Raw genomic sequence first — 10,119 nt, 5'->3', positions numbered from 1 at the left:
GTTCGCGTCTTCAAAACAAAAGCGTGTACCGGCGTCGCCGCGATCGGTCCACCAGTTAATCTGTTTTCCCTTTGCGATGCGCGAAGCTTCTCCGCGAAGCAGGTCCAATTGTCTTCCAGCAGCATGTACGATCAAGCAATGTTCGTTGGGCATTAGATCTCCGAAAGCGGAATTCGCAGAATACGAAGGCCGCAGCTGGGGCAGCTGCGGCCCGGGCATTGGTCAAAACTTCCGGGTGAAAAATTTAAGTGAAGTATCAGCCAGCCCCGGTTTACCGAATCTTCCCGGCACCACTAGTTCCGGCCACAACAAATGTGAGTCGCGGGATTTATTTTCAGACGAACGGTCCCGAGCATCTCGGGGGCTGGAGACGAGACGCTCCGAGACCGCCCGACGCACCAAACTCAACCCGGCACGCCGGTTCATATCCTTCTGCTCGGGATTCAATCCCTCAGTCTAAAAAGATACAGTGTTCTAAATTTAATCGGCCGTTTGGGTGTGGCGTTCTCTAGGGCGATAGATGGTCCTAGGCCCGCGCCTTGCGCTCGAACAGCGGCAGCTCGCGCAGATCATCGCCCTCGGGCGCCACCAGGTCGAAGGCGTAGAGCTGGGCTTCTCCGTTATCCGGCAGCAATGTGCTTCAAATAGCTACCGGAGGGCACGGTAATCCGACAAGCTACCGGGTTTGCTTGCGTCGAGGCCCCGCTTTGGCGGGGTTTGTGTTTTAAGCGGAATGTCCGAGTTGGGTCACAAGCAGCGGTCGAAGTGAGCACGGGCCCCGGGTCCGGTCTGCCGCCGATAGCCGACAATACAATGGTTTCAGCGTTGTTCGGCTGAGGGCCATAGGCAGACATGAACCGATGCCTGCGGACACCCGGTTATTGCTCAGGTCCCTTTAGGCAGCAAGAACCGATAAGCAAGCCGGTGCGATTATTCAGCGCGCGCCAAAACTGGCGCGAGGCGAATTTGTATCATCAATTTGAGTGCCGCCGAAGCGCTTCGAGCGTGAAGCAGATGCCACGCGTGAGCTATCGCAATGCGCAACAATGGCGGCGAGATCGCGACCTCGAAGGTACATCATTTTTGTCGTCAACCCGCCGCGCCGTGCGATCCAAGCGCGCACCGGAGCTGGATAGGTCGTCATTAGTTCTTGCGTCCCGGATGCGCTGACGACGCGTTTGCCGGAGTCATCGAACATCCAGGCCGCATGAAAACCAAGCACCGCATCAGGGGTGGCGCAGACTCGGTCGCTCGGGACTAATCCGAGCACCATGGTGCAGGCCGAAACGCATTTGCCCGTAATGATGACGGACTCACCGGAGTCGCGCACATGTCGGAAGTGCGTCGCATAGTCCCGCATCTTACCGCCGATGTCGGCGCTGATAATTACGGTCGCGGAAGCCGATGTAACGCTTAGCGCCATCAAAACAACAGCAGCAATCAGGTGCGCTCGCATGTCCTTTTCCTCGGCAGTAGCGGATCAATCCCGCGCCACGCGTCGCAAGTCGCGTGCCACCAGCCGATGCCGTTTAGAACGGTCACCTAAAGGCGTGATCTGAATTAGTTTTCTTTTGAAGAGCGCCCCGCTTTCACAAGGGCAGGCAGGTAAGACGGTTCGCTGAGGCTAAAAAATAGGCACGCTCACAGCTCTTTGATGAAGATGAGTGCAGCAGGGGTGTAACCTGCCAGCAACACTTTGGAGTAAGTGCCGGAGGAAAATCATGACTATCAAATACGTCCTTGCCGTCGCACTCGTCACGCCATTCTTGACTGTGTCCAGCATGGCTCAGCAGTACCAAGGCGGCCCCAAATCGTCTGCCCCCATGACACGGCAAAGCGGTGGCGATATCTATGCGCAAGGAATTGATATTTACGCGCCGCGAAGCGACATCTACGCGCAGGGCGTCAGAACCGAAAAATCCCACGCTTATGGCGGTGGCCCAAAGACTGTCGTTCCGCACGGTAGATGAGAGGACTGCGCTTCGGGATCACGCTCTCTATGAGCGAGAGTGACGCGCCATGATGCAAGACATGATGGGCGGCGCCGGTATGTGGGGCATGGGCTTGATCGGCCTTTTGCTGGTGATCGTGCTGATCCTCGCGGCTGCCGCTCTTATTAAGTATCTGTTCAAGGAATAAGGCATCTCTGGATAGATTTCGGCGCTCGCCAGGACAAGCATTGCCCCTGGCCCGCGCCCGCAGCTTTCTAAGAAATTTGCGCTGCTCAAGAATGTTCTGGCGCACCATCGCTCGAAGCTCGTTGGCTCGCTTTTGCTTCTGGAGCAGGAGCGTCTTCTCATTTGTGGGGAGGCTTTGTTGTTCTCCCAACAAACGTCGAGGGGGCGCTCTGTTGAAGCAGTGCTTCGGAGTTTGCGAGGGCCTCTCTCGCCCGGGCGATCAATTTGGCTTCCCGTGCTGCTATGCGAGAATGGCGGGCGAGCATGGCGGCTCAAGGAAGCAGGGGCGGTCGTCATCCCAGCCGACTATCGCATCAGTCGCTGGCCTACGCGCCCGAGGCCATCACGATGGTCACCGCCGACCTCTACATGCCCACCAAGGGCGTGATCGACTCGGCCCGCGCCCAGTACGATGGCATTTCGATGCGATCGATCTCGGCCTATCTGCCGGGCTCATCAACCGCGACGATGCGTCGTGTCGGAGACTGCATCGTTGACGGACCTCGATGAGGGGTGCCGCCACTTCGCTGATCCGCCAGAAGCGGGGGTGCCACGATCTCTGCTTTTGCGTCACTCGTGTCGCAGCAACAAGCGTCAAGCCGTGACCACCGGATCGAAGGCGCCAGCCGATGCTTTGCGGCCAATCAAGAACCACGTCTGCATTTCTCCTTTTCCCTTGATATCGATTGGGCCGCGCCTCTCGAAGCTGAAGTCGTCCTTTAGGCCCTCGTATGCTTTGTCGGTAACTTGAATCTGGCCGGGAATACCCGTTGACTCCATACGCGAGGCCACGTTCACGGCATCGCCCCAAACGTCGTAGAAGAACTTTCGCGTACCAACCACGCCCGCTACAACAGGACCGGTGGCAACACCAATCCGCACCGGCACCGCACGACCCTTTCCATCAACGAGACCTGCCAAAGCCTCGCGCATATCGAGTGCTAACCCGGCGAGCGCGTGAAGGTGATCAGGTCTCCGTGCGGGCACTCCGCCAACAACCATGTAGGCGTCGCCGGAGGTCTTGATCTTTTCCAGCTCGTGCTGTTCGACCAGACCATCGAGTTGGGAAAATACGCGGTTCAAGAAGCTCACAAGTTCTTCCGGCGTTGTGTCGGCTGTACGGAGCGTGAAGCTTGCCATGTCGGCAAATAGGATGGACGCTTCGGCATAAGAGTCGGCGATGATCGTGCCCGGCCGTTCCTTCAATCGATCTGCGACCTTGGCTGGAAGAATGTTAGCCAGCAAGGCATCGGAGCGCTTACGCTCCCGTTCCGCAGCCTCTTCGGCTCGTTCCATTTGCCACACGGCATAAAAGATAATGCCGTAGAGGAGGGCTGAATTGAGAACGATGCTCGCGCTGAAATTTGTGAGAAAGAGCATCGAAGGCGAAACGAAGCCGGTATCGCGCGGCAAGCTTATTTCTACAAGCAAGATCAAGGAGACTGAGACGATCCCGAGTATGATGCTAATAAAATAACGCTCGGTCCCGATGATTAAGATACTCAGCGCGGTTGCAGTGAAATAGCCAATTTGCGTTGCTCCGCTCGTGCCAACCAGTGAAGTGACCCAGAGAATAACCGCATATGAGACGGCCACAAACGCGAGCGGTGCTGTAATCGGTCCATATCGATGAAGTTGGGGCATTGAAGCGTACGTTGTTGCCACGAGAATATCCGCGACACCGACCTTCCACTTCCCATCGAGGAAGCGGACGAATGCCATGCTCGCTGGAATTAACGACGCAAGCCACACTGCGATGTTGAATCCGCGCAGCCGGCGAGCGACCTTTTCGGGATATCTTTCGGTGCCGTACCGAATGTTGGGGTGCCATGCCATTGACGGTTGCTTTCATTATTGCGCCGCAACGTCATCCGGCAGTAGTTTACCTCATTGCGCGCATATCATCGAGACGGATGGCGCTTGCGGAAGCGGCGATCTCGAAACGAGGTTCGCGATGACCTCCAGGTGCTCGATCAGGCGGCTCGGCGCGCTGCTCGTCGCTTTTTTTCTGACCATCTGGCCGTTGGTTCCTCCGGTACGTGCTATTGAGGGCGCTGCGAAGGTTGGCGTAGTGTCCTTTGGCCTGTATGGGGATCAAGGCGTGTTTAGATCCGAGGCGACCGGCGCGGCTCAGGTCGTGGCCGACCGTTTTGAGACTGGACCGATCAACGTGGAGTACAATTCCAAGAAAGGCGGAAGCGCAACGATCGAAGCTCTGACCAAGTCGTTGCAGACGGCAGCCAACCGCTTGGATCCCGAGAACGATGTTCTCTTTTTGATTCTCACCTCGCATGGCTCTCCTGATGGCCTTGCAATCAAGGCGGGGCGGCTGACAGAAACGCTTACACCATCTCGTCTCCGGGACATGCTCGCGAAGACAGGTGTGCGACACAAGGTGGTGGTCATCTCGGCTTGTTATTCGGGGGTTTTTATTCCGCGCCTGGCGACTCCCGATGTGCTGGTCATCACCGCGGCCGATGACAAGCATCCGTCGTTCGGCTGCCAGGACAAGGCCAAGTGGACCTATTTTGGGGACGCTTTTTTCAATGTCGCGCTCCGGAAAGCCGTCAGCCTGAAGGATGCGTTTCTCGATGCGCGCTCACTCGTCCGGAAGCGAGAATTGCGAGAACATTTCGAGCCGTCGAATCCACTCATGGCGGGCGGTGCAGACGTGCTGCCATTGCTCGTCGGACGCCCTTGAACAACGGGCCGTGAGCGCAGAGGCTATTGCTCGCGGGCGCATCGCCGTTTCCGGTCACCCCCGATAAGCAGACTATTTGGCTACCCGCTTAGACTTCGCATTCAGGCCCATGAGCCGACATCGCTCCAATCAGGCGGCGATACTTGTCAGGCTCCTTAGCGGCCGTAGGGGAAGCAGCGGTTGCGATCGAGTGTGAGACCGAAATGCGCTCCCAGTGCAGCGATGGCCGCGTCCTGCTGCGGGTAAGGATCGGCATTGGATGCGGCAACGATGATGATCCGGAACCCGCCGCGATCCTTGCCACCCGGTGGCAGCATCGCTGTAGTCAGTGCATTGCCCTCCCTGTCGCGCAGCGTGAGGAAAAGCGGCATCTCTCGCTGTATATGGGCCTCGAGGCCGATGTCGCGCTCGATCGCGTTGGGCCGCTCGGGATGCCAGGACTGGACTGCCTTCTCCCGCTCGCGGCGGAAATATTTCTCAACTGTGTGGCCCATCAGGCGCGACTCATGCATCGCTTCACCTTCCGTCTCGATACGGAACCAGGTCTTGCCCTTCGGCGCGTCGCAAACATACTGCATTTCGCCCGTCCTGCAATCGCCGCAATTCTAGGGCGGCGGGCCTGCAAAGCCAATATGAGACTCGCTCCCGTGTATAGCGCTGCACGATCAGAGGGGCTAAGAGTTCTTGATTGGACGTTGAAGTTCTAGGGAGCCCAAACAATACTAGGTCGACGGAATAATCCTCTTCAAGGAGCGTCCCGATGCCTGACGTAAGGGAAAAGCAACGCGAAGCCCGCCGGAAGATCATTCGCCAATGGGCGAAGCTTCCGAAGGATAAACGGCAGTCTATGGACGGGATTTCTGAATTCGCCAGGACCGCCGCTCAGCAGAACGAGAACGCATTCGTCCGCAGTCGTCGCGATCCGTATCAGAAGATCATGGGATGGCTATTGCCGCGTGCTCATCTCTGAACGACTGAGTCCTCTGCATGTCCTTCGAAGGCGACACCGAAATTTCGGCAAAGTCATCGAATGTCCCGCCGTGTCCGAACCCCCGGCAGGGCCGTCACAAAGCACGAGATAACTGTGAAGCTGAAAGCAACCATTATCGTCGTAGCGCTGCTAGCTGCAACGGCTGCACATGCCGAGACGATCGATCTGAAATGCTGGGCGCGGGGCCTTACGGGTGGCGAGCGCAACTCGGTCTACATAAGCGGGGAACAGGTTACCGTTAATCTGGACCAGGGGACGATGCACTCTCTGACATTCGGAAGCAATTTGGCCGTCCACGTCACGGATACGCACTTGTTCTTTGAGACGGCGCTTACCCTCGGCAACATTTGGCAACATCTGTTCGACCCGACCGCTGTCTGGCAAGGTTTCATCAACCGCGTCGACGGCACGCTTAAGGCGCATAAACGCGACGGCACTGTTATCAGCGGGCACTGCCAGCTGGTCGGCTGAACGTGCCCATGTCGCGGATGGGTCAATCGCGTCGGTTTAGTCCTGCCGCGATGGCTTCCGGGCAGACCCGATGAGCGGACATATTCAGTGCTCATCGTTAGGTCTCAAACGGGTCCACTAGGAGACATCAACGCTTTCTTCGCCGCCGAACTGTACTTGCGATTTCCGCCGCTGCATTCTGAAGTTCGCCGAGATGACGGGCCGCGAACGCTTCGATGGAGAATGCGTTCTTGAGCCACAGCATATTGATCGCTCCCAGCACGCGGGGTCCGTCCAGCAGGGGAACAGAAATTGAAAACAGGCCGTCTGAGTGCGGCGGTCCGCCATAGTAGCCTCCTGTGTGCATGGAGTTCCGTATGCCATAACCGCGCGCCCGAACCTCATCGAGAATGGCACTCAGCCGCGCAGGTTCGCGCGCCAGCCGATCTTCCGGGCGGGTGGAGGCGCGCAGCAAGCCAATGACGCGCTGACGTTCTTTCGCAGGACAGTACGCAAGATAAGCCGTCCCCACAGCAGACCATAACCAGTTTACCGGCAATCCTATGCGCTCCTGCTGCAACAGGAACGGGCTCCGCGCTCGGGTTGTCTCGCAGATCTCCATGTGATCGCCGGCAGGCACCATCAAATCTGATGGCCAAGATACGCGCTCGCATAATCGGTCCAAAATCGGAGCCGCGACTTCCGCAATCTTGTCGCGATGTTCACGGTGCGACGGCGCATGCTGCGAAAGCATCGCGCCGATGCGATAACGGCCGTCGCCAAGCCGTCGCGTGACGATGCCCGACCGAGCGAGGGTGTGGAGGATCCGAAGCAGGCTGGGCTTGGAGATGCCGGTCAGAATGTAAAGTTCTTGAAGCGAGGAGTCCGGCTGCATTTGCAGCGCCTGAAGCACCTGCAGCCCTCGCTCTAGGCTCTTGATGATTTTAGGTCCCGCCACCAGAGTTCCGTCCATTCAGATTCCACATTGTGGAACATAGCGTTTCACATTGTGAAACGCACGTCGATTTTTATAGCGTCTTTCGTCGACCCGCTGGAAAGTCATGTGCCTGCAGGTTGCGGATTGAGAGTTCATCCCTTGATGGAGACTTCCATGACACCTCGCCAGTTTAGTCACAGAACTGCATTGCCGATCGCGGCCGTAGCGCTTTTGATGGCTTCTAGCCTACCGATTTCAGCACAATCCTTTCCTTCTGGGACTATTCGATTCGTGGCGCCGAACTCGGCCAGTACGCCGCCCGACATTATAAGCCGGATCATTTCAAAGGAATTGGCGGAATCGGAAGGCTGGCGCGTGATCGTCGAGAACCGCCCCGGGGGCGTCACGACCATTGCTGCGACCGACGTCCTGAACCAGCCGGCGGACGGCAACAGCCTCTATGCGATGTCGGTGCCATCGGTCGCGGCACCGTCCCTGTTGCCCAAAATCGCGTTTGACCTCGACAAAGATTTCGATCCCGTCATAAAGGCGACGGTATCCTACAATGTGCTGGTGGTGAATCCGTCCGTGCCGGCTACGACAGTGGCGGAGCTGGTCGCCTTGCTGAAAAGCCAGCCGGACAAGCTGACGTTTTCCTCGGGGGGGTTCGGCACGCCCGCGCATCTGATCGGCGAGCAGTTCAAGCAGCAGACCGGTACGCGCGCCCAGCACGTTCCATACGCGCAATTTTCGCAAGCAATCGGCGACCTGCTCAACGGCACCAACGCCTTCCAGTTCATCACCATTTTGCCCGTGGTAGACCTGATCAAGACCGGCAAGCTGCGGGCTCTGGCAGTGACTGGTCCGAAGCGCGTGCCGGCCCTTCCTGACGTGCCAACCATCGTCGAAGCGGGTTATCCATCGTTGGTGGTTGAGGACTGGACGGGGTTTGCGGTCAAGCACGGCACGCCAAAGGAAGCGGTGACGCAGCTCAACGCAGCGATCAACAAGGCATTACAAAGGCCGTCGGTGCGGGAAGCACTGGGAAAGATCGGCGCCGAAGCCGCAGGCGGCACGTCCGAGCAATTTGGCCGCATGGTCGGCGATCAGATCACGCACTGGCACCAAGTCATCTCCGATGCCGGCATTAAGGTCGAGTAGCAATGACCGCGGATTTCCGGGTGACGCTGCTCGGGACGGGGGTACCGATCCCCCGTCCAGATCGGTTCGGGCCGAGTACGCTTATCGAGGCGGGCAATCACACTCTCCTTATCGATGCTGGTCGCGGCGCCACGATGCGGCTCTTTCAGCTCGGTGTTCCCATCGGCAAACTCGATGCGCTTTTGCTCACGCATTTTCATTCGGACCACACCGTGGGCATTCCCGACCTCTGGTTGACAGGCTGGCTGAGCTCCTATTTCGCCAACCGTCGTCGGCCGTTCAACGTGATCGGCCCGGTCGGCACCGCAAGGCTTATGCATCATCTCGAAGCGGCTTATGCGCAGGACATTGAGATTCGTATCGAGGATGAGAAGCTCGCTCGCGAGCACGCCGCTATCACGGTGAAGGAATTTTCCGAGGACGGCATCGTCTACGAGGCCGGCGATCTAAAGGTTATTGCCTTCTCGGTCGACCATGGTGAGGCGATCAGGCCGGCTTATGGTTACCGGATCGAGTACCAGAGCCGGGTTGCCGTGATCTCCGGCGACACTCGCTACAACGCCAACGTGGTGCGCTACGGCGCGGGCGCCGATCTGCTGGTGCATGAGGTAGCGATGGCGCGCCTTGAACTTTTGGATGAAATTTACATCCAGCGCATCCTCAATCATCACACCTCGCCGCAGGAGGCTGGACGGGTATTTGCAAAGACAAGGCCGAAAATGGCCGCTTTTACCCATCTCGTTATGCTTGCGAGCAGAGCCGTCGCGGCGCCTAGCATAGGGGATTTAATTTCAGCGACGCGCGAGACCTATTCCGGGCCGCTCGTCGTCGGCGAAGATCTGTTGAGTTTCGAGATAGGCGAGACCGTCACAGTTGTAGGTGCAAAATTGGAGAGCTGAAATGTCGGCATCGAGTCAATCGCGACGGTTTAGCCCAGCTTCTTAAGTTAGTTCGGTCTATCCCCTGACAGCCGACAGATCCTTGGCCGTAGGACGTGGCAGCGATGGGCCACAAGCCGACCATCGACTAATGATGACGAACTTCGATTTTCTTAATGCAGGTATTCTTCGTTGAACTCTCCAATGAGCTCCAACTCCGCACGTTGCAGCAACTCTAGCGTTTGGCTTTTGCCAGTCGATCAGGCCGCGACGACGGAGTTCTTGAATGGTGCGGTTGATGTGCACCACCGAAAGGCCGCAGGCATCGGCAAAGTCAGCTTGGGTGAACGGCAAATTCATTTTGCCATTCCCCGCCAGTCCGACTTTTTGTAGTCGCGTTGAGAGTTCGCAGAGTAAGTGCGCAACTCGCGGAAGTGCAGCTCGTGCTCCGAGGTTCTCGACCCATTCTCGGTAAATTGCCGCCTGAATGACGGACTCTCCCCAAAGAGCGTAGGTTAGTCCGGGGAAGTCCCGCAACACCTGTCTGAGTACAACATGGCTCACGGTGGCGATTGTGGACGGACCCGTGCTGCACAGATCATGATCCATCGTTGGTACGTGCAAAGAGTGAAGGTCCGGGATGTCGCCGGGCACGTAGAAGGCGATATCTGATTTCGTTCTGAAATCACCCGTTGCCGCGACAAGAAGCCGCTCATTAACACCCGCCGGAAATGAGCTTCCGAAAATGGAGGACGATTGCAGAAGTCCAATGAGGCGGCTTAGCGGCAGAAGCGAACAGTCTCGCGCGGATACGGGACAAGTTC

General features: G+C 57.7%; 12 protein-coding genes. 7 read left to right on the top strand and 5 right to left on the bottom strand.

Annotated features, from left to right (window positions below; translation table 11 throughout):
- Positions 1–934: 934 nt before the first annotated feature.
- Positions 935–1,456, bottom strand: coding sequence for a hypothetical protein (locus tag XH98_RS15645; RefSeq protein WP_271597795.1), 522 nt, complete (start codon positions 1,454–1,456; stop codon positions 935–937).
- A 265-nt stretch (positions 1,457–1,721) separates the two neighbouring features.
- Between XH98_RS15645 and XH98_RS15640 the strand changes: the two genes are divergently transcribed.
- Both XH98_RS15640 and XH98_RS15635 read left to right on the top strand, forming a co-directional pair.
- Positions 1,722–1,970 carry a hypothetical protein gene (locus tag XH98_RS15640; RefSeq protein WP_271619146.1) on the top strand — a complete coding sequence of 83 codons (249 nt, stop codon included), beginning with the start codon at positions 1,722–1,724 and terminating at the stop codon, positions 1,968–1,970.
- A 471-nt stretch (positions 1,971–2,441) separates the two neighbouring features.
- On the top strand, positions 2,442–2,687 hold the full coding sequence (locus XH98_RS15635; protein ID WP_271619145.1) for a hypothetical protein: 246 nt from the start codon (positions 2,442–2,444) through the stop codon (positions 2,685–2,687).
- Positions 2,688–2,771: 84 nt separating this feature from the next.
- On the opposite strand, the gene XH98_RS15630 is transcribed toward XH98_RS15635, so the two are convergent.
- Positions 2,772–4,013, bottom strand: coding sequence for an adenylate/guanylate cyclase domain-containing protein (locus tag XH98_RS15630; RefSeq protein WP_271619144.1), 1,242 nt, complete (start codon positions 4,011–4,013; stop codon positions 2,772–2,774).
- A gap of 118 nt (positions 4,014–4,131) precedes the next feature.
- Here XH98_RS15630 and XH98_RS15625 point away from each other — a divergent pair, with 118 nt between their 5' ends.
- Positions 4,132–4,878, top strand: coding sequence for a C13 family peptidase (locus tag XH98_RS15625; RefSeq protein ID WP_271619143.1), 747 nt, complete (start codon positions 4,132–4,134; stop codon positions 4,876–4,878).
- A 155-nt stretch (positions 4,879–5,033) separates the two neighbouring features.
- On the opposite strand, the gene XH98_RS15620 is transcribed toward XH98_RS15625, so the two are convergent.
- The gene (locus tag XH98_RS15620) at positions 5,034–5,456 is read right to left on the bottom strand and encodes a hypothetical protein (RefSeq protein ID WP_271619142.1); all 423 of its coding nucleotides are present in this window, start codon (positions 5,454–5,456) and stop codon (positions 5,034–5,036) included.
- A gap of 182 nt (positions 5,457–5,638) precedes the next feature.
- On the opposite strand from XH98_RS15620, the gene XH98_RS15615 reads away from it, so the two are divergent.
- Positions 5,639–5,848: a hypothetical protein gene (locus XH98_RS15615; RefSeq protein WP_260370480.1), complete on the top strand. Its 210-nt coding sequence runs from the start codon at positions 5,639–5,641 to the stop codon at positions 5,846–5,848.
- A 114-nt stretch (positions 5,849–5,962) separates the two neighbouring features.
- Complete coding sequence (locus XH98_RS15610; RefSeq protein WP_271619141.1) at positions 5,963–6,340, top strand: hypothetical protein; 378 nt, start codon at positions 5,963–5,965, stop codon at positions 6,338–6,340.
- 127 nt (positions 6,341–6,467) lie between these two features.
- Here the strand turns inward: XH98_RS15610 and XH98_RS15605 are convergent, their stop codons facing one another.
- Entirely contained in the window at positions 6,468–7,292 is an 825-nt protein-coding gene (locus tag XH98_RS15605; RefSeq protein WP_271619140.1) for a helix-turn-helix domain-containing protein, read from the bottom strand.
- Between the two features lie 138 nt (positions 7,293–7,430).
- Here XH98_RS15605 and XH98_RS15600 point away from each other — a divergent pair, with 138 nt between their 5' ends.
- Positions 7,431–8,417 carry a Bug family tripartite tricarboxylate transporter substrate binding protein gene (locus tag XH98_RS15600; protein WP_271619139.1) on the top strand — a complete coding sequence of 329 codons (987 nt, stop codon included), beginning with the start codon at positions 7,431–7,433 and terminating at the stop codon, positions 8,415–8,417.
- A 2-nt stretch (positions 8,418–8,419) separates the two neighbouring features.
- Positions 8,420–9,316: an MBL fold metallo-hydrolase gene (locus XH98_RS15595; protein ID WP_271619138.1), complete on the top strand. Its 897-nt coding sequence runs from the start codon at positions 8,420–8,422 to the stop codon at positions 9,314–9,316.
- A 57-nt stretch (positions 9,317–9,373) separates the two neighbouring features.
- Here XH98_RS15595 and XH98_RS15590 read toward each other — a convergent pair whose 3' ends face one another.
- Positions 9,374–9,904 (bottom strand): Crp/Fnr family transcriptional regulator, encoded by a 531-nt coding sequence (locus XH98_RS15590; RefSeq protein WP_271619137.1) that lies wholly within the window; start codon positions 9,902–9,904, stop codon positions 9,374–9,376.
- Between the last annotated feature and the right edge of the window lie 215 nt (positions 9,905–10,119).

The organism is Bradyrhizobium sp. CCBAU 51745 (assembly GCF_028128715.1).
In the GTDB taxonomy this organism is placed as follows: Bacteria; Pseudomonadota; Alphaproteobacteria; order Rhizobiales; family Xanthobacteraceae; genus Bradyrhizobium; species Bradyrhizobium manausense.
This window is presented reverse-complemented; position numbering and strand designations above follow the sequence as displayed.

Excerpts from the sequence above, each read along its gene's own strand:
- XH98_RS15645 (WP_271597795.1), bottom strand. The coding sequence starts at position 1,456 with ATGCGAGCGCACCTGATTGCTGCTGTTGTTTTGATGGCGCTAAGCGTT.
- XH98_RS15640 (WP_271619146.1), top strand. The coding sequence starts at position 1,722 with ATGACTATCAAATACGTCCTTGCCGTCGCACTCGTCACGCCATTCTTG.
- XH98_RS15635 (WP_271619145.1), top strand. The coding sequence starts at position 2,442 with ATGGCGGCTCAAGGAAGCAGGGGCGGTCGTCATCCCAGCCGACTATCG.
- XH98_RS15630 (WP_271619144.1), bottom strand. The coding sequence starts at position 4,013 with ATGGCATGGCACCCCAACATTCGGTACGGCACCGAAAGATATCCCGAA.
- XH98_RS15625 (WP_271619143.1), top strand. The coding sequence starts at position 4,132 with ATGACCTCCAGGTGCTCGATCAGGCGGCTCGGCGCGCTGCTCGTCGCT.
- XH98_RS15620 (WP_271619142.1), bottom strand. The coding sequence starts at position 5,456 with ATGCAGTATGTTTGCGACGCGCCGAAGGGCAAGACCTGGTTCCGTATC.
- XH98_RS15615 (WP_260370480.1), top strand. The coding sequence starts at position 5,639 with ATGCCTGACGTAAGGGAAAAGCAACGCGAAGCCCGCCGGAAGATCATT.
- XH98_RS15605 (WP_271619140.1), bottom strand. The coding sequence starts at position 7,292 with ATGGACGGAACTCTGGTGGCGGGACCTAAAATCATCAAGAGCCTAGAG.
- XH98_RS15600 (WP_271619139.1), top strand. The coding sequence starts at position 7,431 with ATGACACCTCGCCAGTTTAGTCACAGAACTGCATTGCCGATCGCGGCC.
- XH98_RS15595 (WP_271619138.1), top strand. The coding sequence starts at position 8,420 with ATGACCGCGGATTTCCGGGTGACGCTGCTCGGGACGGGGGTACCGATC.
- XH98_RS15590 (WP_271619137.1), bottom strand. The coding sequence starts at position 9,904 with ATGGATCATGATCTGTGCAGCACGGGTCCGTCCACAATCGCCACCGTG.